The 24,375-nt window shown below is 42.1% G+C and carries 10 protein-coding genes; all 10 read right to left on the bottom strand.

The window, feature by feature from the left end; genetic code table 11:
- Positions 1–258 precede the first annotated feature (258 nt).
- Positions 259–1,023 carry a class I SAM-dependent methyltransferase gene (locus AC5JMF_RS08870; RefSeq protein ID WP_495795339.1) on the bottom strand — a complete coding sequence of 255 codons (765 nt, stop codon included), beginning with the start codon at positions 1,021–1,023 and terminating at the stop codon, positions 259–261.
- 61 nt (positions 1,024–1,084) lie between these two features.
- Positions 1,085–2,530, bottom strand: a complete 1,446-nt coding sequence (locus AC5JMF_RS08865; protein WP_495795338.1) for an aspartate aminotransferase family protein — start codon at positions 2,528–2,530, stop codon at positions 1,085–1,087.
- A gap of 103 nt (positions 2,531–2,633) precedes the next feature.
- The gene (locus AC5JMF_RS08860; RefSeq protein ID WP_495795337.1) at positions 2,634–7,160 is read right to left on the bottom strand and encodes a non-ribosomal peptide synthetase family protein; all 4,527 of its coding nucleotides are present in this window, start codon (positions 7,158–7,160) and stop codon (positions 2,634–2,636) included.
- Positions 7,153–10,398, bottom strand: coding sequence for a non-ribosomal peptide synthetase (locus AC5JMF_RS08855; protein ID WP_495795336.1), 3,246 nt, complete (start codon positions 10,396–10,398; stop codon positions 7,153–7,155). Before AC5JMF_RS08855 ends, AC5JMF_RS08860 begins: the two co-directional genes overlap by 8 nt.
- Before the next feature lie 9 nt (positions 10,399–10,407).
- A complete protein-coding gene (locus AC5JMF_RS08850) occupies positions 10,408–11,430 on the bottom strand; it encodes a TauD/TfdA family dioxygenase (protein ID WP_495795335.1) in 1,023 nt (340 codons plus the stop codon).
- A 291-nt stretch (positions 11,431–11,721) separates the two neighbouring features.
- Positions 11,722–13,281 carry a condensation domain-containing protein gene (locus tag AC5JMF_RS08845; RefSeq protein WP_495795334.1) on the bottom strand — a complete coding sequence of 520 codons (1,560 nt, stop codon included), beginning with the start codon at positions 13,279–13,281 and terminating at the stop codon, positions 11,722–11,724.
- A gap of 170 nt (positions 13,282–13,451) precedes the next feature.
- Positions 13,452–14,312 (bottom strand): cupin-like domain-containing protein, encoded by an 861-nt coding sequence (locus tag AC5JMF_RS08840; protein WP_495795333.1) that lies wholly within the window; start codon positions 14,310–14,312, stop codon positions 13,452–13,454.
- A gap of 124 nt (positions 14,313–14,436) precedes the next feature.
- Positions 14,437–19,122: a type I polyketide synthase gene (locus tag AC5JMF_RS08835; protein ID WP_495795332.1), complete on the bottom strand. Its 4,686-nt coding sequence runs from the start codon at positions 19,120–19,122 to the stop codon at positions 14,437–14,439.
- Positions 19,123–19,278: 156 nt separating this feature from the next.
- Positions 19,279–22,710, bottom strand: coding sequence for a non-ribosomal peptide synthetase (locus AC5JMF_RS08830; protein ID WP_495795331.1), 3,432 nt, complete (start codon positions 22,708–22,710; stop codon positions 19,279–19,281).
- On the bottom strand, positions 22,707–24,320 hold the full coding sequence (gene panP, locus AC5JMF_RS08825; protein WP_495795330.1) for a pyridoxal-dependent aspartate 1-decarboxylase PanP: 1,614 nt from the start codon (positions 24,318–24,320) through the stop codon (positions 22,707–22,709). Before panP ends, AC5JMF_RS08830 begins: the two co-directional genes overlap by 4 nt.
- Positions 24,321–24,375 lie beyond the last annotated feature (55 nt).

Raw genomic sequence — 24,375 nt, 5'->3', positions numbered from 1 at the left:
CTAAGCGAAGCTATGCCGCAGGCTTTACGCTGCGAAGCGCGTAATTCGTAATTAAAAAATTCAAAGTTTAAGCTCACTAGATTAATTGAATGCGAAATTTTAATATTCCAAATCTGGAGCTTATCATGTTTTGTGGAGTGGAATATTACTTGTTTAACCTGGATTTAGAACCCTGACTTCTTGAAGAAGTCGGGGATCTGTACAGCAATATAATGCACCGAAAATTTTTGATGGTGCTAGCATGTCAAGGCTAAGAGCTTATTCAATTTTATGACAAATAAAAAATGTCTTGCCTGAACCTTTATCTAGTCCCAAATCACGTTTAGCATCAAATACACTAATGTTAGTAAAACTAGCTTTTTCTAAACCAGATTTAACTTCTGATTGAGAATAACCTCTCACTAACCAAGTAGTATCAAAACGTTGCCAGGCTTGTTCTATTAACGAAAATAAGATCATGTTGATTCTACCTATCTTATCTTCTGAGTTGTAACTGGAACGACTAGCCCAAGCATAATCTTCTTTGACATCTCCATCTTCAACTTTATCAAGAAAAGAAAGCTTAAATGCTTCTTCTAAATTCATGTCTATGACAAATGTGCCATTTGGCAAGAGTGCCTGATAAACGCTACAAAAAACTTCTGTCAATTCACTCAGATTGAGGAAATGATTCAGAGAACCAGAAGTAGAAACCACTACATCAAAACTAGAAGGCAAATTAAAAGAGCGTGCATCTGCAAGGATAAATTTTGCATCTGGGACATTTTTCTCGGCATAACTTAACATCGCCTCCGATGCATCTAACCCAGTGACTTGATACCCTCTTGTAACTAGCTCTTGAACTAATTGTCCTGTCCCACAGCAGAGATCCAAAATTTGTGCTTGTTTGGTAAGAGAATGTAGCAGTAATTTCTCTAAAAACTGGATATTCTCTTCACAGTATCTTGGCCCCCAAGAATCATTGTACATTCGAGCAAAAAAATCATACTCATCATATACGGGAGAACAAATTTCTTGATTCATAAAAAATGCCTTTTTTTGATTGTAATTTCAGAAAATTTAGAGTTAGCATAATGCAAAATATCTAAGGTAAAAAACCTGCATCTCGTAGTTCTTGAACACTATGCTTTACAGCCTGAATTATGTAATCTAAATCTTCGTCAGTATGGGCTGTGGATAGTAAACCGCCACCTGCTCGTAAATATACTCCCTTGTCAATTAGGAGATAATACATTAAATCTAAATTTGCTGAAGCATCATTATTTGAATTAGCAGAATTTGCCAACGGCACAGTATTAAAAATTGAACCACAATTCGCTAGTTTAATTGGTACTTCATCTTCTTCAAAGTAAGAATTAAGTTTTTGGATAAACTGCGAAGTTCGTTGATTTAACTGTTGTTGCAAAGTCGGCCCTTGAATTTTGAGGTACTCAAGTACAGCTCGTGCAGCAGCCATTGCTAGGGGATGCTTGCAATAAGTGCCAGCAAAAAATGTTGTTTTTTCTTGAGGAGAGGATGCATCACCATAATCCCACATCCCGCCATCAATTCTATCCATGTAGGCAGCCTTGCCAGCTATGACACCAATTGGCATACCACCACCTAAAATCTTTCCATAAGTTGCAATATCGGCTTTAATGCCAAACCATGCTTGCGCTCCCCCCGGATGAAGGCGGAAGCCAGTAAGCATTTCATCAAAAATTAATGCTATTCCTGATGCTTGTGTGATTTGTCGTAACTGTTGGAGAAATTCTTGGGGTTGTAAATGAGGTTTATCATTCTGCACTGGTTCAACAATCACAGCTGCTAGTTCGTTCTGATTAGCTTTGATTACTTCTAGTGATTGAAGATTTCCATACTCTAAAACCAAAACATCTGCAACCATGTTTGGTGGTACGCCTATAAAGGCTGGCTCTATTTTTGTAGTTTCATTTACTATCTGAGATTTTGCTAAAGTGCCATCAAAATGACCGTGATAAGCACCTGAGAACATCACGATTTTATTACGACCTGTTACGGCTCGCGCTAAACGCAATGCTGTCATTACGGCTTCTGTGCCTGTATTGCTAAATGTAACTCGCTCCATTCCTGTTAGTTCAGAGATTAGTTGAGCTACTTCGCCAGCAAGGTTTGATTGTGGGCCGATATGTATACCTTGTTCAAGTCGTTCTGCTATTGCTTCTTTAATAAAAGGGGGGTTGTAACCAAAAAGATTTACTCCAAATCCCATGATTAAATCTATATATTCGTTGCCGTCAATATCCCACATTTTGGAGCCGCAAGCACGCTTACCGATGATGGGATAGACTATTTCTTTGATGGCAAGATGGAATCCTGCTGAACCTCTAACATCAGCTAAGACTGGGCGGTAGGTTTGTGTTTGTTGTTTTGATGTTTGAGTTCGTTTATTATAGCGGGTGATAAATGTTTCTAAGAAGTTCTGTTGATGGCTATTTGAATTGGTGGTGGGAGATGGGATGGTGTCAATTTTTGGTAGGTCGTTTGGAGTGTTAGTTATTTTTGTTTGCATGAGGGTTATGTTTATTTGATGATGGATTTATATCACGCAGAGGCGCAGAGTCGCAGAGAGGAGGAGTTGAGAGGTGTTGAGTTTTGAATTAGTAATGTTACTTTTACAGTGGAAGGGGTGAAGTTTCTAAAAAACTATTTTTGTTTAGGTATGATAGGTAAGTGTTAAGTAGTTTTTCGTCTATTGGGGGACAAGTAATGGATGTTTTTGCTAGTCCGTTAAGTGTGTTTTGACAATCGAAAGATAGTGTTTGGGATGTGGAGGTTTGTTCTGTTGGTTCTCTGGGTGGGAAGAAAGGTATAAGTGGATATAATGGGTGTTGTGGGTTAAGACTAGCAATTTTCATTAGTTTTGTTTGCCATTGTTCGTAAGGAATTTGGGGAACAGAATAACCGAAGGAATGTATTACTTTCAGGAGTATGTCTGAGTGAAGCAACTGGGAATTAACTAAGTGAAAAGCTTTGCCTGGTGAGGTTTTCTGGCGTGATAGATGAGCGATCGCTTTACTGATATAATCGACGGGGATGATATCTTCGGTGATGTCTTGGTCTGGGGCGCTGCCGAGTTGAATACAGCCAATGATTAATCTGTAGATAAAGTCGTTAATATTAAAAACTCCGGTTTCGCTATGTCCTGATACACGTCCTAATCTGTAAATACAAACAGGTACGCCTCGTTGACTGGCAGCTTTGACTAATTTCTCTCCTACCCATTTAGTCTGAACGTAGCCGTTATCAGGTAGTGGGATATCATCAATGCTATCTTCTTCTTTAATTACCTGAGTTTCTGATGCACTTGATATCGAAAAAATACTGGATGTGGAAATAAAATGTATTGGCTTGGTTTTAATTCGACAAGCAAGTTTGATAACTTGTTGCGTTCCTAACACATTACATTTTTTGAGTACGGAATAAGGATAAATATGATGAACCCATGCCCCGTTATGATAAATTACATCGATTTTGTGTGCTAAGTCTTGAAATTGTTTATCAGTTAAACCGAAAAGTGGTTGAGATAGATCTCCGAGAATGGGGATAATTCTGTTAAGAAAAGATTCATGCCAAATTAAATAAGATTCTAAAGTTTTTTGCAGCTTTTTCTGACCTTCTGCAATATTAGAGGCACGCACTAAACAATAAATGTTTGCTGGTGTTTGCTGCAAAAGTTCATTAAGTAAAAAAGCACCAACAAATCCTGTTGCTCCTGTTAAGAGCATGTTTGCTGGCTCGGTTGTTGACTCAATTAAATTTTCTGGAAAAATATGAGCATCGAGAATAGCATCGGCTTGTATATCTGCAATAGTTTCTCTGGTATGGGTGGTAGAAAGTTCTGGTTGGAGGGTTTTGTCTAGAGTTGCGGCTAAAGTGGAGATTGTCGGTGACTCAAACAGAATGCGTAAGGGTAACTCCACTTGGAAAGCTTCTCGAATTTTGAGAATGAGCCGAGTTGTCAACAAAGAATGTCCGCCTAATTCAAAGAAGTTGCTATGAATGTTAACTATTTCGATACTGAGTACCTCAGTCCAAATTTTTGCTAGTGTTTTTTCAATCTCACTTGCAGGCGCTACGAAGGTTGCTTCAGATGCAAGTAAATTGGCTTCAGGTTTTGGCAAGGCACGACGATCTATTTTACCATTGGGTGTTAGTGGTAAAGAGTTGAGCAGCAAGAAGGCAGAAGGCATCATGTAGTTGGGTAGCCGCTGTTGGAGAAAGCAACACAGTTCGGTAGATGTGAGGTTGTTTTGTGTCCTGTCGTTAGGGACAATATAAGCTACTAAGTACTGATGATTGGGCGTATCTTCCCGCACTATCACCACAGACTCTCGCACCTTTGGATGTTGCCCTAGCATGGCTTCAATCTCGCCTAATTCAATGCGGAAACCACGGAGTTTGACCTGGTAGTCTGTACGACCTAATAGCTCAATATTACCGTCATGCAGGTAGCGTCCTAAGTCACCTGTTTTGTAAAGACAGGCTCCTGGTTGTGCGCTAAATAAGTTGGGGATAAATTTTAAAGCTGTTAAATCTGGACGGTTGAGATAACCTCTTGCTAAACCAGCACCGCCAATGTAAATTTCAGCGATCGCACCAATAGGTACAGGCTGTAAGTAACGGTCTAAAATATAAATCTGGGTGTTAGCAAAGGGACGACCAATCGGAACTAACTGCTCAACGTGTAAGTCTGCTGTCTCACTTTCAAAATAAGAACTGTCAATTGTGGCTTCGGTTAAGCCAAAGGAGTTAATTAAGCGTGTGTTGCTACCACACAACCGATGGAGTTTTTGATACTCCTGCACATACCAGCTATCAGAACCGCAAACTAGCAGTTGCATGAAATCGAGTCGCTGCTGGCTTTCCTCTAAATACTGCATCAGGTTTCGCAAAACCCCCGGTACAAATTCAGCACAATCAACTTTTTCCTGGAGCATCAGCTGATAAAGTGCTTGGGGTTCTAACAATAGTTCGCGGGGACATAGCACTAATTTACCCCCAGAGCAGAGAGCGCGTACTAAGTCCCCAACAAAGACATCGAAACAGAAGCTGGCCATTTGCAGGTGACAGGTTGCCCGATCTCGCAGTTGGTAAGCTTGTTCCCAGGCAAGATAAGCATTAACTAGATGGCGATGCTCAACCATCACTCCCTTAGATTGACCTGTGGAACCAGAAGTGTAAATAATGTAAGCCAGGTTATTAGCTGTCACATCGCACACAAGATTTTCTTGGGTTTGTGAGGCGATTAACTCCCAGTTACTATCTATACAAATGACTTGGGCGTTGTGATTTGGTAAGTCTGCTAAAAGTCGCTCTTGTGTGAGCAATACTGAGACTTGGGCATCTGCTAGCATGTACGCTAACCGCTCTTGAGGATAGGCGGGGTCGAGTGGTAGATATGCTCCACCCGCTTTGAGAATTGCCATGAGTCCGACAATTAAGTCTAGCGTTCGCTCCAAGCAAATTCCCACCAACACCTCTTTCCCTACCCCACGCGATCGCAAATAATGCGCTAGCTGGTTCGCCTTACTATTCAGTTGTTGATATGTGAGCCGTTGCTTAGCAAACACTACTGCAACTGCATCGGGTGTTTCTTCTACCTGCGCTTCAAATAAATTATGGATGCAATGTAATGGAGATAGAAAACCGCTCTGTTTGCGATTCCAACTAACCAATATTTGCTGAAGTTCGACTGCACTGAAGATGGGTAAATCGGACAGACGCGTGTCAAAAGAGGCAACAACACCAGCGAGTAAGGTTTGAAAATGCCCCAACATGCGGGTAATTGTGGCAGCATCAAATAAATCCGTATTGTATTCTAAAAATCCCCTCAATCCTTGTTCTGTCTCTACCATTGAGAGAGTTAAATCAAAATTTGCCGTGGTGCTTTCCACTTGCAATGCCTTGAGAGTCAGTTCGGGTAGCTGGAGAACTCCCATAGGAGCATTCTGAAGAATGAACATCACCTGAAATAGGGAGTTATGACTGAGATCCCGTTCCGGTTGGAGTTCTTCTACTAACTGCTCAAAGGGCAAGTCTTGGTGAGCATAACCTCCTAAAGTTACCTCACGCACTCGCCTTAACAACTGGCGAAAACTTGGGTTCCCTTCCAGGTTGGTACGCAGAACCAATGTATTGACAAAAAAACCAATTAGCCCTTCAACTTCAGAACGATTGCGGTTAGCGATTGGCGTGCCGATGAGTATGTCATCTCGTTGGGTGTAGCGGTGCAGTAATACTTTAAATGCTGCCAACAGCGTCATAAACAAAGTACTGCCTTCTTGCTGAGAAAGGGCTTTGAGTTCCTCACTCAGAGACTGGGACAGTTGCAAAGATTGGGTTGCGCCGCGATCGCTTTGAATTGCCGGACGGGGGCGATCGCTCGGTAATGCTAATACTGGCAGTTCACCACCAAGTTGCTGCTTCCAGTAAGTTATTTGAGCTTGCAGTACCTCTTTTTGTAACCACTGTCGTTGCCAAACAGCAAAATCTGCATATTGGATGGGCAATTTGGGAAGTGTGTAGGGTGTTCCACCAGAAAAGGCTGTATATAGTATCGTCAATTCTTGGATCAATATCCCCGTTGACCAACCATCAGAGATGATGTGATGCATTGTCAACAGCACTACGTTTTCTGTATCGCCTAGCCGCACTAAGACAACCCGCAGCAGAGGCCCGTTAACTAGATCGAAAGGTGTCTCCGCTTCAACAGTCGCCAGCCGCAGCGTTTCTTCTTGCTGTGCAACTGCTGAGAGAGCCTGCAAATCTATAACTGGCAACTGAAAATCAACGGCTTCACCAATTACCTGCACTGGTTCCCCGTCTACGATTTTAAAAGTAGTCCGCAAAGCTTCGTGTCGCCGCCCAATTTCCTTGATGCTGCTCTTCAAGGCTGCTACATCTAGTTTGCCTGTGAGGCTAACTGCCGTAGGAATATTATAAGCATAGCTATCTGGTTCGAGTTGGTTGAAGAACCACAGACGTTGCTGGGCGAAGGATAGGGGGAAAGTCTGAGAATCTCGACTTTGGGGTTTGATTTTTGTTGGTGAGACGTTGCCTTTTTTCTGGTTAAGCTTTTGCAGAAGCAGTTCACGTTTTTCGGGAGAAAGTTCTGCAATCCGTTCGTGCAGACTACTCATGTGATTTTTGCTCCTTGATGAACTGGCTATTGGCTAGTACTACCTGAGTTTCGGTGTCTGAAAGTTGTTCTAGTTCTGCTAGGGTTTGCGTTAGCATTTCGTCATCTATTTGTTCTACTAGTTTTTGGGTAACGATGACGGCTAAATCAGCAACTGTGGGAGCTGCAAAAACTTGCTGTACTAGTAGTTCGACCTCAAAATTGTCGCGCAAACGAGATATTAACTGAGTGACTAATAAAGAGTGTCCGCCCAAGTCGAAGAAATTATCATGGATGCCGACTCGCTCAAGTCTCAATAACTCCGCCCAAATTTCAACGAGTTTCTCCTCAGTTGAGTTGCGAGGAGCAACAAAAAATTCTAGTTCTGTTCTTACCTTGTCTGGTGCTGGTAATGCTTTTCGGTCTACTTTGCCGTTGGAGGTGAGTGGTAAAGACTTGAGCAGTACAAAAGCCGAGGGAACCATATAATCAGGTAGCTGCTCTTTGAGAAAACTCCGCAGATTTCCCACAGAGAAAGACGATTCTTGATTGCAGACGATGTATGCAACTAAACGCTGATCGTTGGGAATATCTTCTCTAACTAAAACTACAGAGTCCTTGACCATTGAATGCAAAGATAATACAGACTTAATTTCGCCTAATTCGAGACGGAAGCCGCGAATTTTCACTTGGTCATCGAAACGCCCTAAAAACTCAAGGCTGCCATCTAATCGAAAACGCACGCGATCGCCGGTTTTGTAAAGACGTTCCCCCCCTTTGTTACTAAAGGGGTGAGGAATAAACTTCAAGGCGCTGAGTTCAGGATGGTTGAGATAGCCCCTTGCTACTCCTTGCCCGCCAATGTAAAGTTCACCCGCTACCCCCGTGGGTACTGGTTGCAAGTGTCGGTCTAAAACGTAAAGTTGGGTGTTCGCAATGGGATAACCAATCGGAATCGAGCCAGAATGATTTTGCTTTGGCGGAACTTGATAGACGCAGCAACCAACAACGGTTTCTGTAGGCCCGTATTCATTAACCAAGATTGTATCGGGGGCAAAATCTTGCCAGAAAGCAATGTGTTGTGCAGTCAGGTTTTCACCCCCAATAATCAAGGCTCGTGTATGACTGGCTGCTTCTGAGGGCGATAGCTGCTGACTGAGTAACTGCAAATGAGCGGGTGTAATTTTAATCAGGCTGAGGTTGTTTTTTTGCCGCAGGGTAGTGTAAAGGGCTTCTACACCTTGATTTTCTGGTAAAAGTTCTACTTGACTACCTACCAACAAGGGCGAAAATAGACTGGTAATTGTCAAGTCAAAAGCCAAGGAAGAGTGAACTAATGTTCCTGAACCTTGCTCAACTTGATATGCTTGCGTACACCAGTGCAAGTAGTTGACTAAACCTTGGTGGGGAATTAATGTACCTTTGGGTTTGCCTGTGGAACCAGAGGTGTAGATGACATACGCTAAGTTGAGAGCGGTTGTAGTACTGAGTGGGTTTGTTTTTGGCTGCTGGTCGATGATGTCTTGAGCGCTATCCCAGCAAACTATTTTGATCTGATCTGTGGGGATGTCTGCGGCTAAATAATCCTGAGTCAACAATAATGGCATTTGTGTATCTGCAAGGATATAAGCTTTGCGTTCTGGGGGATAACTGAGGTCTATGGGTACATAGGCTCCACCAGCTTTGAGGATACTTAAAATAGCGATCGCCATCGACAAGGAACGCTCAACACAAATACCTACTAGCACTTCTGGCCCTACGCCTAACTTTTGCCAGTAATGCGCTAGTTGATTGGCACGGGTGTTAAGTTCTTGGTAGCTAAGTTGTTCTTCCCCACAGACAACAGCAATATTATCTGGTGTATGTTTGCATTGTTCTTCAAACCAATGGTGGATACATTGGTGCTGTGATGTAGTTGTGTCGGTGTTGTTGAATTTTACCAACAGTTGCGATCGCTCTAGTTCGCTGAGAATATCTAATCGTGAAATCGTCGCATCCGGATTTCTCACAACACTAGTTAGCAACATTTCAAATTGACTAGTTAGACGTTGAATATCTTTTTGAGCATACAAACTAGCATCGTAGTGAAATTCTGCATTCATTGCCCCATCTGGAGTATGAAAACAAGTTAATTTCACTTGAAATCGATCAAAACACACATAGTGCTTGTAAATTGTCAAGTTTATATTGACAGTAGAAAAGGTCGTGGGTGCTTCTACAAATTCATAACAAAATGGAAAAAATGATAGTTCTCTCTCTTGAGTAGGTTCCCAAACAAAGCTTTCCTGCCATTGCGCTAACTCGCTGGTAGTATGATTAATTTGTGTCAAAATCTCACTGAACCGACATTCAGCTGCTAAATGACAGGTAAGTGGTAAATATTTAGCAAGTAAACCTAGTGCTGTTTTGAGTTCATCATAGTTTCGTCCATCAAATTCTACGCCTACAAATGGCTCGGAGTAACCAGTGAGCCGCCAGAGTAACACTACCCAGCAAGATAAGAATAATACATTAACTGGTACTTGATATTGGCGAGCGATCGCTTCAATCTGTTCGTTCAGTTCGGGATGAATTGGTAATGTTAAAAACTGCGGCTGAAATTCTTGTTTTCCAACTAACCGATTTTCATTAAAAAGTTGGAAATTTTTAAGTACAGAAACATCTGGCTGCTGCCAATATTTTCTCCCAACTTCCTTGTTTTCTGCCTCAAGTAATTCATTTTGCCATGCAGCAATATCTGCATATTGTAATATCTCGTCAGTAAGTTCTCCACCCTGCAAACAAGCTGTATAACAATAACTAATTTCACGCACAAGCTGATTCAGCGTCACTGTATCCGCACACAAAGCAGGTAAACTTATAATCAAAAAATGTTTTTGAGCAGAGAATTTTAACAAAGATATATGTAAAAATGGTTCTTTTTCATAGTCACAAGATTCCTTAAATGACTGCTGAAACAGGGTGTTAATTTCTTTTTCTAAAGCATTTTTCTGCTCTAAAATCTGATAATTAATAAAAAAATCATCATGCTTCACGATAGCTTGTAGAGGAATTTTCATTCCCCAAGTTCGAACAAACTTTGTGCGGAGAATTTCATTTCTATCAATGACTTTTTGTAACGCTGATTCTAAAATTTCTAATTGTAGATTCCCTTCAACAATAACAGCACATTGAGCGCGATAAATTTGACTATCTTGTTGTAATAACCAAAGGCGCTTTTGCTGCGAAGAAAGTTGAAATCCCTGAATTTGGTTCGACATTGCTAATTTTCAACCTCCAACATCTGTAAAACTAGTCATTTCGCCCATTGCTACTAATAGCTGTCTTTCTCCAACAAATGGGTTGCGACCATGAGCGGTTAATATGTTATCGAGTAGTAATACATCTCCTTGCTGCCAAGGAAAACTCACTTCTAATTGCTGATAAACTGCACAAATTTCTGTCATCACAGAATCTTCAATGGGAGTACCATCACCGTAATAACAATTTCTGGGTAAATCCTCTGCTGAAAATGATGAGAATAAAGACTCTCTAGTGTTTGGATCTAAGCAAGCAGGATGCCAATGTTGAGCTTGATTAAACCAAGACATTTCGCCTGTTTGCGGGTGCTTGACAACAGCCGGACGAATAGAACGAGTTCTGAGGCGATCGCTTGGTTTCCATTCAAAATCGCTCAAGACTTGTCGGCAAATTGCTTCTACTTTTGCTTGTTCTTGAGTTTGAAAAACTGTTTGCCAATTCAGACCTAATTCGTTGCTGTAGTTGCGAATATACATGACTTTTTTTTCAATAAATCGCTCTCTAATTTTGGGGTCGATAAGTTGAAAAATTTTGCGGCTATCAACTATTGGTGTTTCTCCTCCTTGCTGTGCGGGTTGACGGCAGCAGAATAAAATTTTCATCGGCCATTGATGATTAAAAGTGTTTTCGTTATGCCACAACAGTTGCTGATCAGCGGGGTAAAAGACTGGGGTGTATACGTTACCACTAACCACTTCTCGCGGATGTTCGCCGTTTTCGTTGAAAAGTTCTGAGCAAATTGCTAAAGAAAAGCGCTCAAATTCTGATGCTGTGTTGATATGAAATTGGCGGAAAAGAATTGCACCATGTTTGAGTAGGTTTTCTGTAATGAATTCTTGATTACCCTTGGCCCAATCTGCTAAGTCGATGTGATCGATGTTTGGTTTTATTAGTAAAGGTAAGGTTGTGTTAGTCTCTAATTTAATTAATGTGTTTTGTGAGAATAGTACTGCTTGGCGTTGGGTGTTTTTGATGAGGTTTAGTTTGTTCATTGCTACTTGACTTGGTAAGAGGAGGTTATTTGCTTTGGAATGATAAAAGTTTGAAATAATTTTGGTGTTGTTGAATATGGGGTGGAAAGTTCACGCAGAGGAGGCAGCGCGTTGCGGGGGTTCCCCCCGTTGTAGCGACTGCCGTCGCGCAGAGAAGAATGTGAGAGTTAGAGCTTTTTTGAGAGGTTTATTAAGGGTAGGTGGGTATATTTGATTTTAGTTTTTTTAATTACGAATTACGTTAGCGCAACGGTAGCGAGTCCTCGAGCGTCATTACGAATTACGAATTATTTAATGGGGTTGACGTTTTAGCAATTTGAGTTTTTGTTGATATGTTTGTTTGCGTTTGCTGTTTTGGTATTGCTGTTGTTGTTGGTCTGTGATTTCGATAGTTGCTAATAGTTCGTTTAGTTTGGCTGTTGGTTGTGCGATAATCTGATTTAAAAGTATTTCAAAATGTCTGATCATTTGGGTTATAGTTGTAGAATTGAATAGGTCTGTGTTGTACTCGAAAGCTCCAATTATTCCTTGAGGTGTTTCTCTTAGGTCTAGGAGTAAATCTAGTTGGGTAGTTTGTTTTTGTATATTTAGGGAAGTAATAGTCAGACCTGAAAGTTCTAAGTCAGGTGTTTGGGTGTTTTCTAAAATGATTTTGACTTGAAATAGTGGTGGGCGGTTTAGTTCTCGTTTAGGATTGAGAATGTCTACTAGTTTGTCAAAAGATAAATCTTGATGTGCGTATGCATCTAGAGTCATTTCACGTATTCTTGCTAGTAGTTCGTCAAAGGTGGGGTTGCCAGAAAAATCTGTGCGTAAAACAAGTTGGTTGACAAAAAAACCAATCAACTCTCTAGTTTCAATTTGGTTACGATTGGCGATATCTGTACCTACAACTATGTTTTCTTGTTTTGTATACCAATACAGTAGTGTTTGAAACGCTGCTAATAGCGTCATAAATAGGGTGATGCCTTGGCTTTGATGCAGATTTTTCAGTTGCTCTGATAATTTTTTGGGTAATTTAATATACTCTCTCGCACCGTTATAAGTTTGAAATTGCGGTCGTGGGCGATCTGTGGGTAGTTCTAGAATAGGTAATGCAGCTAGCTGTTGCTTCCAGTAGTCAACTTGAGTGGCTAGTTGTTCTCCCTGCAACCATTGTTGCTGCCACACAGCAAAGTCTGCATACTGTATTGGTAATTCGGGAAGTGGTGTTCGCTTATCGTCTCGCGCAGAGGGTTTACCACACAGGAAGGCTGTGTATAATGCTTTGATTTCACGAATGAGTATGCCTACTGACCAAGCATCGGAGATAATATGATGCATTGTCAATAATAAGACGTGTTCTACTTCGCTGATTTGTAGTAGAGTGACTCTCAGTAAAGGGCCTTTGGCTAAATCAAAAGGTTGTTGAGCATCTTCATGAGCCGATCGCATCACCTCAAGCTCTATTTTATCGGTAGGAAGTGCTTGTAAGTCTACTATTGGTATCGTGAAACAAGTTTTTGGGGCAATAATTTGGGCTGGTTGTCCGTTGAGTGTGGTAAATGTGGTTCTTAAGATTTCGTGACGGTTGACGATTTCTTGGAAGCTTTGTACTAGCGCTGTCACATTCAGCCAACCTTGCAGGCGCATGGGTTGGGAGATATTAAAAGCAATGCTACCTGGTTGCAATTGGTTAAGAAACCACAGTCTTTGCTGGGCAAAAGATAGAGAAAAAGAATTAGATTCTCGACTTTGAGGTATGATAGGCGATCGCAACAAGGTTTTCCCTTTTTGATTGTGCAGCTTTTGCAGAAGCAGCTGGCGTTGTCCTGGAGTTAAAGCAGCAATTTTTTGAGAAAGGTCACTCATTTTTTAAAATTAAAGGGAGTGGGGAGTGGGGAGTGGGGAGTGGGGAATGGAAAAGTGCTAATTTTATAAGTAGTTATGATTTTATTGCCGTCATTAATTACGAATTACGTTAGCGTTAGCGAAGTGGTAGCGAGGTACAAGGTCATTACGAATTACGAATTACGAATTATTTAAATTACACCTGTTGCAAGTAGAAATTTGCTCAACCACGGAAACTCTAAAATTAATGGTAAAAGATGACCTTTGATAGGACTTTCTTCCAGAAAAGCTTGGAAAACTAACTCTGAATTCCATTCGTTTACAAAAATATTTCCTAAACCAATACTGTTTTCTAAATTCTTGACTTGATGCCACCATTTCGGCGGAATATAGATAATTTCTCCTGGTTCAAGTGTAACTTCCACTGGCTTAGCTTTAGCATAAAGTGAAAATTTCTCTAAATTAGGATTGAAGGCATCAACTTGTCCTGCATACAAAAAATCTTTTTGATCTGGTGTAAAGAAAACTATTTGTTTTCGTCCAGAAATCAACCCTAACCAAGCAGCACAACTATCAGGGTCTTCATGAAGCCCTACGGATGTATCTTTAGAACCGATAAATATTTCGGGGTTATCGTATTCATATTTTTGCAACAGTTTTCTGGGCAGTTTTTGTAACCAATTTGGAAAGTAAATCGGTTCTTTATAGTCCTCCAAAAGCTCAGGATAATAAGAAATTAGCCAATTAGCCAAATAGAGACGTCTCTCGCTATTATTAACATTCATATAATCTATATAATCAGCAATAGTCATTGACCCCTTGACCTGATTAGTATCATCTTTCACAAAGTACTCAATTGAACCATACTCTGATTTAAAAAAATCTAAATTCCACTTTCTCAAAGCATTCCAATCTTGCATCACATCAGTAATAATCACTGGCTTGCCAACAGAGGCATACTCTCGCACAAATTCATCGCCTGAGAGATTACTACGACGCTCAACAAAATCAATAGGCGTCCATACCAACCTACATTTATTCTTCTGCCACATCCTTTTTAATAGATAAATAATAAGGCGGATGACAACAAATAATGTAATTAAAACAAAACTCCAATTCGTAATATTATCAATCGACATTTTTGCGCCTTTACGTGAGATAAAAAAACTTTATTACTCATAGTGATGAAGCTAGGATTGTTTGCGCTTCATCTTCTGATAAACGCTCAATTTCTGCTAATGCCTGAACTAGTAGTGCTTCATCTGCCTGCTCAGCCAATTTTTGTAAAATAACCTCCCCCAAATCAGCCACTTTCGGTGCATCAAAAAAAGCCTTATAAGAAAGCTCAATTTGAAACTTCTTACACAATTGCGACACAAATTGAGTAGCAAACAAAGAATCTCCTCCTAACTCAAAGAAGTTATCATAAATGCCCACCATATTAATACCTAATAATTGTTGCCAAATGTCTGCAAGTGTTTGTTCAATCTCATTGCGAGGAGCAACATAGACATTTCCCAAAAGAGGACGAGGGTGAGTGGATTGATACTGACTCACCTGCATTAATTGCTCTGACCAAGATTTAACAGATTCCTTTGGCTGCATCTTAGTCAGTAAATTTTGTGTTGATACCATCACTTGAGGAACATTAGCACTGTGCAAAATACGTCTAAATGCCTCCACACCCTCTGCACAAGTCATACCTCCCATCAAATTTTTTCCCGTTCTCTGTTGATGCCGTGCTTCTATAGTCACTGCCATCCCTATACTGTTCCATCTATCCCAGTTAATGGATTGGGTAAAAGTGCGGTTTTGAGAAGCACTGTAGTAAGCGAAAGCGTCAAGAAAGGCATTTGCGGCGGTATAATCTATCATCCCAGGTGTCGCTATAAACGAATTCAGGGATGAACACATAATCATGAAATCCAGTTCTGTATCCTGGAAAAGAGTTTCTAATACTCGTGTTCCCCTGACTTTTGGTGCTAAAGCACTGGCTATGGCTGCTTTTGTGGTTAATTGAATCATCCCTCCCCCGTAAACGGCGGCGGCATGAATCACACCATGAATCTGACCAAATTGGTGATTGGCTTGTTTGAGTACTACAGACATTTGCTCAAGGTTGGTGACATCGGCACTGACTACCATGACTTGTGTACCCAACGCTTCTATCGCTTGCAATTTTTGGATTTTCAGGCTGACGTTATCGTGCTGATCGTGAGTGGATAACCATTTTGACCATTCATCTCGATGAGGAAAAGGCGATCGCCCCAATAATACAAGTTTTGCTTGCACCGTTTGTGCTAAATATTCTGCTAGCGCTAGACCAACACCCCCTAATCCACCTGTAATCAGATAAACTCCTTTTTCTCTCAACCTTGGTGTGTCTTCACCCACTGCATCCAAGTGAATAGGTTCAAAAGTCTGCACCCAGCGATGAGTACCACGGTAAGCTACAACTTGGTCAGCTGTTGGGGTGATGAGTTCCGCTAGCAGTACTTTTATTAGTTGCTCCTCTTGCAGACTTTCTTTTGGGGGAATCACCACATCAATGCTGCGGCAGTTGATGTTTGGATACTCTAGCGGTATAACTTTACAATGTCCGAGAACCAGCGCCTTTTCTGGGCACAGCACCTCTGAACCTGTAATTTCGTGCATATTGTTTGAAACGATTCTCATTTCCAGAGCATCTATCTGATTATTTTCCCCAAGTGCTTGGGTGAGAAATAACAGACTGTAGAAGCCCAAAGCTTCAATGACTGATTCGCCGTCGCTTTCTTTTGTCACACTCCACAGATGGACAATCATTTTTGGGGTCTGGCCTAACGCCCGAAGTTCTTTGAGCAGGATATCGTAGTCATCCCGTTGTCGAGGATTAATTGTATAGGAGCGATCGCTATTGCGGTGAAATTCTTCGCCCACCTTGACGGAAATCACATCCTGACCCTGAAGTTGCGATCGCTTGACTATTTTCTCACCCAAGCCGCACTGATCGACAAACACTAACCAGCAATCTGACTGAGCAAATTTCCCAGGCTGCGGTGGCAGAGAACGTTTCCAAGATGGGATGTAGAACCAGTCAGCAATATCGGGCTTGTTGTCTGGTGAGATTTGAGGTGTCTGGTCAACCTGTCCCCCAAGGGCTGGTTTTTGTGGTTCAATCCAGTAACGCTGGCGTTCAAAGGGATAAGTCGGCAAGGGGATACGATGGCGTTGTTCATTGGCATAAAAACCAAACCAGTCAACTTTAACTCCAACTAGCCAAAGCCGACCTAAAGTGTTGAGTAAAAATGCCACATCTGAATGTTGTTCCTGTGGATGATGTATCGAGGTTAATACCACGAGTTCCTCCAACTGATGCATCAGTGCAAAAGTACTCAGAGTTCGTCCTGGGCCAACCTCTAGCAGTATACGCTCAGGTGTCTTGGTCAACTCAACTATCCCTGAACTAAAGTGTACAGTTTGCCGTAGATGCTTTACCCAATATTTGGGGTCTGTCGCTTCTGCCTCGGTAATCCAAGTACCACTCACATTAGACACAAACGGAATTTTAGGGGGATTTAAGGTGATTGTTTGTAAAGAATGAGAAAATGGCTCCAGAATAGGCTCCATCATTTGAGAATGAAAGGCATGGGATGTATGCAATCGCCGACAGCCTACACCTGTTGCTTGCAGGTGTTGATGCAATCTTCCTATCGCCTCTGTGGAACCAGAAACCACACAGTATGTTGGTGTATTGGTGGCGGCTAAAGATAGTTCCGTTCCTAACAGTGGTTGTACTTCCTGCTCGGAAAGTTGCACACAGAGCATTTCCCCAGTCGGGAGTTGCTGCATGAGTCGTCCTCTGGTTGCAACTAGCGCTAAAGCGTCTGCAAGTGAGAAAACTCCAGCTAACGCGGCAGCTACGTATTCCCCTATACTGTGACCAATCATCGTTTCGGGATGTACACCCCATGCCATCCACAACTGAGCTAGGGCGTACTCAATGGTAAATAGTGCTGGCTGGGCTAAACAAGTCTGTTGCAGTTGCTCTGTTGCTTTTTCTTTCTCGGCTGCATCGGGATATAATACATGACGTAGGTCAAGACCTAGATACGGTTTCAGCAGTTCGCAGCATTGATCAACTGCTTGAGTAAAGGTTGGCTGACTCTGGTAAAGTTCCCTACCCATATTTACATACTGCGTTCCCTGACCAGAAAACATAAAAGCGACAGGGCGATCGCTAAACTGTTGGTAGTGAGTGAACACCCGTTGAGTATCTACAATAGAAAGCGCCTGCACTGCATCGTTGATATCTTCGCACACCACCATCCGGCGATAGTTGAAAGCTCGACGACCTACGCTGAGAGTATGGGCAACATCGGCAAGGTTTAAATTTGGATGTTGCCCCAGATAATCAGCTAAATTTTGGCTTGCCCTTTCTAAGGCGGTACTGGTTTTGGCAGAGATCAACAACAAGACGCGATTAATCGCGTCTCTACAAGAAGCGTTTTCTGTGCGTCCCCGCGTCCCCCCGTCCCCGCGTCCTCTTTCCCCCTGCCTTACATCTGGGGCTGCTTCGAGAATCACATGAACATTCGTACCACCAATGCCAAAGGAACTAACACCTGCACGGCGGGGGATATCGTTTACCTGCCATTGGCAAAGGGAAGTATTGACATAAAAAGGACTGTTGGCAAAATCAATTTGGGGGTTTGGTTGTTGGAAATGTAAGCTGGGGGGAATTTGTTGATATTTGAGAGCTAAAACGGTTTTAATTAAGCTTGCCACCCCAGCCGCAGCATCTAAATGCCCGATGTTGGTTTTGAGTGAGCCGATCGCACAAAAACCTTTCTTGTCAGTACTGGCGCGAAAAGCTTGTGTAAGTGCAGCGATTTCGATGGGGTCGCCCAAGGCTGTGCCTGTGCCGTGAGTTTCGATGTAGGTGATGGTTTCTGGTTCAACTTCTGCCATCATCTGAGCGGTTCTAATTGCTTGGGCTTGACCGTCTATCCGGGGCGCTGTGTAGCTAACTTTACACCCTCCGTCGTTATTAATCGCTGAACCTTTGATGACGGCATGGATGGTGTCTCTATCGGTAAGGGCATCTTCTAATCTTTTTAAAACTGCGATCGCTACTCCTTCACCGCCAACAATTCCCTGTGCTTGAGCATCGAAAGCGCGGCAATGTCCATCTGGAGAATGAATACCTCCCTCTTTGTAAAAGTAGCCTGCTTTTCTAGTGGAATTAATGGAAACACCACCAGCTAAAGCTAAATCGCATTCGCCATTGAGTAAACTTTGACACGCTAAATGAACGGCTACTAAAGAGGTTGAGCAGGCGGTTTGAACGGTATAACTAGGCCCGGTGAGGTTAAGTTTGTAAGAAACGCGGGTGCTGAGGTAGTCTTTATCGCCGGCGATCGCTAGTTGATGATGGTCTACAGAGTTGGTAATATTTGGGTCTAAATAACAGTTGAGAATGTATCCACTGAGGCTAGAACCAGCGTAAACACCAATTGCACTGTTGGATGTTTCGGTGTCATATCCAGCATTTTCTAGGGCTTCCCAAGCACATTCTAAAAATAGGCGGTGTTGTGGATCGGTGATTTCTGCTTCTTTGGGACTGAAGCCAAAGAAGGCAGCGTCAAATAATTCTACATCTTCTAATACGGCTCTGGCTTTGACATAATTAGGCTGGCTGAGTATGGCTGGTTCTATGCCTGTAGATAAAAGTTCTTCATCGGTAAAAAATGAAATTGTTTCGATACCGTTTTGCAGGTTTTCCCAGAATTCTTCCAGATTTTTAGCTTTGGGGAAACGTCCTGCTATGCCGATAATTGCTATTTCTGAACCGTTGATGTTAGGTGCTATTGGGGTGTTCATATTTTTGATTGAATATAAGATTTTTTCACGCAGAGGCAAGGCAGCGCGTTGCGGGGGTTCCCCTCGTTGTAGCGACTGCCGCGCGGAGGCGCAGAGAGTTATGAGAGGATTTTGGGTTGAAAGTTTAGGTTTTTTGTCATGAGGTTTATTGTTTGCTTATAGATCTACGTTTTTAGAGGATGTGATGTTTTTTCTTTTTTGTAAGTGTTTTTTTTGTTGGGTTTTGATGATTGTTATTTTTTCTGGTTGAATGTTGGTTTCGGGAGAGTTTTGATTTTTGGCTGGGGAGAGATGTTCTGCTAGGGAATTTATGGTTGGATATCTAAATAAGTCGAGGATTGATATGTCGGTGGTGAATATTTTTTGTAATTGGCTATAAATTCTAGCGATTAATAAGGAATTACCGCCGATTTCAAAGAAGTTATCGTGAATGCCAATTTTTTCAAGATTGAGCGCGTTTTGCCAAACGGTAGCAATTTTTTTTTCGATTTCTGTCTGTGGGATGATATCAGCAATTACTAATTCTGGACGAGCTGCTACGGGCAGGGATTGCCGATCTAGTTTGCCGTTGGGTGTTAATGGTAGGGTTGAAAGAATTACAAAGGCGGAAGGTAGCATGTATTCTGGTAGTTTTTCTTTGAGAAAACTACGCAGTTCGGTAGCTGTTAATGTCTGGTTTGATTGAGGAGTGATATAGGCTACTAAGGATTTGTCATGGCGATCGCTTTCCCATGGTATAACTACAGCTTGGTTAATATGAGGGTGTTGGTTCAATCTGGCTTCAATCTCGCCTAGTTCGATGCGGAAGCCTCGAATTTTAACTTGATGATCAATCCGTCCAAGAAATTCAATATTCCCATCGGGTAGATAACGAGCTAAATCACCTGTCTTGTAAAGGCGATTATTAAATTTTGAATTGTTAAAGGGGTTAGGAATAAACTTCTGGGCTGTTAGTTCGGGTTGATTGAGGTAGCCACGTGCTAAACTATCACCCCCGATATACAATTGACCTGATACACCTATTGGTGTGGGTTGCAGATGTTTATCTAAAATGTAAACCTGGGTGTTGGCGATCGCACGACCAATTGGTACGCAATTACTCAGCTGGTTTTCTGGTTGATAAATTGTTGCCCCAATGGTTGCTTCGGTGGGGCCGTAAGCATTCAACCAACGGACGCTTTTATCTGCTAGTTTCTGCCACTGCTCTAATTTTTCTGGTGAGGCTGACTCGGTTCCCACAATTACTAGACGCAGCGCTGGCAGCAATGATGTTTGATGTTGAGTAAGATATGTTACCCACTCATGCCAGTAGGCAGTCGGGAGATTGAGAACGGTGAGTTGTTCTGCTGCTAAAAATTGCAGGAAGTCTGCAAAAATCAGTACTTGTTCTGGCCGAATCACAACTGTTGCACCGCTCAACCAGGATGAAAATATCTCTTCTGCGGCAACATCAAAGCTAATTGAAGCAAATTGCAGTACTCTATCATTTGGTTGTAGTTGATAAGCTTGGGCAGCAGCAATACTGTGGTTCACTAATGCTTGATGCGCGATCGCAACTCCTTTTGGTATGCCAGTAGAGCCGGAGGTATAAATTATATAAGCTAAGTTATCGGGTGTAGCGTCACTAATGGGATTTTGCTGATTCAGTGAATTTACTTGCCAGTCAATATTTATGTATACATTTTTTGCTTCTATTTGCGGTAGTTTTGTCGCTAACTGTTGTTGAGTTAGCAATACTAAAGGCTTTGCATCTTCTAACATCAAAGCCAAGCGTTCCTGCGGATAGGACGGATCTAATGGTACGTATACACCACCAGCTTTCAGGGTTGCCAAAATTGCGATCGCTATATCAACGCTTCTTTGTGTGCAAATACCCACTCGTGTTTCCGGTTTTACTCCCAGCGCTTGTAAATGGTGAGCAATGATGTTGGCTTGTTGGTTTAGTTCTCGATAGGTAAATTGTTCACCCTGGCATATTACGGCAATTGCATCTGGTGTTTGCTGGGCAATGTTCTCAAATAGTTGGTGAATGCACAGGTGTTGGGGATAATCAACCTGAGTTTGATTCCACTCCACTAGCAATTGTTGCTGTTGGGTTGCTGTCAAAATCGGCAAGTCTGACAGGTGCTTGTCTGGATGGGCGGCGATCGCTGTTAGCATTGTCTGGAAATGTTCTAACATCCGGGTGATGGTAGAGGCATTGAACAGATCGGTACTGTATTCAACAGACCCCTTGATTCCCTGGCTTTCCTCTACCATGTCCAGACTCAAGTCAAATTGTGCTGTTGTTTTTTGGATAGTTAATGGCTCTAATATCAAGTCTGGCAGTTCCAAGGCTGGCTTTGGTGCGTTATGCAGCGTAAAAGTTACTTGGAACAGGGGATTACGACTTAAATCTCGCTGTGGTTGCAGTTCATCTACTAGTACCTCAAAAGGCAAGTCTTGGTGAGCATTAGCTGCTAAAGTTACCTCACGCACCCGCCCTAACAACTCGCGGAAACTGGGATTACCGCTGAGGTTAGTACGCAGTACTAGAGTATTGACAAAAAAACCAATTAACCCTTCAAGCTCGCAGCGGTTGCGGTTGGCGATGGGCGAGCCAACTAAAATATCCTCTTGAGCGGTGTAGCGGTAGAGCAATGTCTGAAATGCCGCTAATAAAGTCATGAATAGGGTAACTCCCTCTTGCAGACTCAAGGCTTTGAGTGCTTCAGACAGTTGAGGAGATAGGGAGAATGATTGAGTCTCACCCCGGAAAGAGGGAATTGGCGATCGCGGGCGATCGGTGGGTAATTCTAAGACTGGCAAAGTACCGCCTAGTTGCTGCTTCCAGTAAGACATCTGAGTTGGCAGTACTTCTGTTTGCAACCACTGTCGCTGCCAAACTGCAAAATCTGCATACTGGATGGGGAGTGGGGAATGCCGAGTGCTGTTAGCGGTAGCGGGGTGTTCAGCTTGTGCTGTTAGCGGTAGCGGGGAGTCAGAATCAAAGTAGGCTTGATATAGTGCTGTCAATTCTCGAATTAAAACTCCCATTGACCAACCATCAGAGATGATATGGTGCATTGTTAAGAGCAGTACATGCTCTGTTTGGCTTAATCGTAGTAAGGTAACTCGTAAAAGCGGGCTTTGAGTCAAATCGAAGGGGTGCTGTGCTGCTTCGCTTGCTAGTCGCTGTACTTTGGCTTCCTGTTCAGCAAACTCCTGCAAATCCACTAGTGGCAAAACTAAGGTGACAGCGGGTGCGATTACTTGGACTGGTTGCCCTGCGACTGTAGTAAAGGTTGTTCTCAGGGCTTCATGGCGACAAACGATTTCATTCAAGCTTCTGTGCAAGGCAGCTACATTGAGTACACCCAGCAATCTGACGGCGGTAGCTATGTTGTAAGCTGCGCTACCTGGTTCTAATTGAGCCAGGAACCACAAACGCTGTTGAGCATAGGACAAAATGCAAGGTGTCTGCTCATTCCGGCGCGGAATCGATAGAGACTGTGCAGTTGGCGTTGCATCTTTCTGCAATGCTTTTAAAAGCAGCGCTCGTTTTTGGGGTGAAAGATTTTGTAATCTTTGCAAGCGATCGCTACTCATCTTTCCTCCTCCAATACAGATATGCTGGCAGCAATTTTGATTTGCTCATCTAAAACGGCGTCAATATCAACTTCGGTAGTCAGTGGGTTAGCAATGACTGCCCGCAATGCCACAATTGGTATTCCTGCAACTTCTAAAGTCGTTCTTGAGACAAAAGTCAAACCTGCTTGACGCTGGAGATTTTGCAAATGTTCATTAAATTGATTAATGAGTTGATTGTCAGCTTTTGTTAACTCACCTGTAGCTACTTTCTGTCTCCAATGCTTGGGAATATAGCGATATAAAAGAATATTAATCTCTGGTTCTAACAGTAATTCAAACTCAGGTTGATTGAGAATTAAATTTGCCATGTATTGAGTTTTTCTAATGCCCTCATCAATCAAAAATTCATAACCTTTTTGACCAATTAAATTCAGGGCAGCTCCTAAAAATAAAACCATCCCTGGACGCGAACCTTCCAAAGAGCGCTTACCTAAATCAATTGATTCTTTTCTTACGGTATATGCTGCATACTTCTCAATTACTTTTGCTATCTGCGGATTGCGTAGTAATACCATGCCAATTCCTGCTGGCAAATATAGCTGTTTATGCCCGTCAATTGTTACCGAATCTGCTCTTTCAATGCCGACAAGTTTATGCCGATGTTGTTCTGAAAACAAAACTGGCCCACCCCAAGCAGCATCAACATGCAAATGGATATTAGCATTTTGGGCAATTTCTGCCATATCTAACAGTGGATCTACAGCTCCACAATCAGTAGCCCCGGCAATACCAACTATAGCAATAATATGTTTTTTAGCAGTACGACACTCTGCAATAGTTTGCTGTAATTTTGACAAGTCAATGCGATTTTTACTATCAACAGGAACTTTAATTAAACTGCGTTCACCTATTCCCAATAAACCTGCTGCCTTTTCAAAAGAGTAATGCATTCGCTCGGAGCCAATAATCACGGCTCCCTCGTACCCATAAAATTTTAATGCTGCTGGTAAACCCTCGTTTTCAATCCCAGTAAAATTATCTTTTTGCCCTAGTGAAAAATTCCGAGCGCACCAAAGTGCTGTAATATTAGCTAGCGTACCTCCAGTAGCTATGATCCCAAGTGTACTTTCATAATTTTGAATATGAAATTGATAAAACTCCTCAGAGAATTGATAAATTAAGCGGTGCATCAATGCCAAACTATGGCGTTCAAAAGGAGTGAATGATTTTGAGGTTTCTGTCTTGACGACATTTTGATTGATTGCAGTCATTAATTTCCCCAAAGGACGGACAAAATAGGGGAGTGCTGATGTCATGTGACCAATAAATCGTGGGGAAGAGGTATGAATTGAATGGTCGATGACATTGGTGACTAAATCATCTATATAACTAGTAATTTCGGATGGCTCAGCAGGGATTTGACTATTACTAAATTGGTGAGTTATTGATACTAGGTCGATATCGGTGCAAACGCTGTCATCTTGTAAGAAGTTTTTAGTAATTGTTGAAATTTTTTCATCTAATTTTATCTCTGCTAATTTTGGGTGATTGGAAATAGAAAATATATCCTTAATATAGTTTTCGATGCTATTTTTGGGAGCCTCAGTACATGTTGTTGCTTTTTTCATTTAAAATACCTGTGTTTGTTTTTTTAAACGCAGAGGAAAGCGCGAAGGGGCGCAG

The sequence above is a fragment of the Desmonostoc vinosum genome (assembly GCF_059505385.1).
Note: the sequence above shows the minus strand (reverse complement) of the source record. Positions and strands in the feature narration are given on the sequence as shown.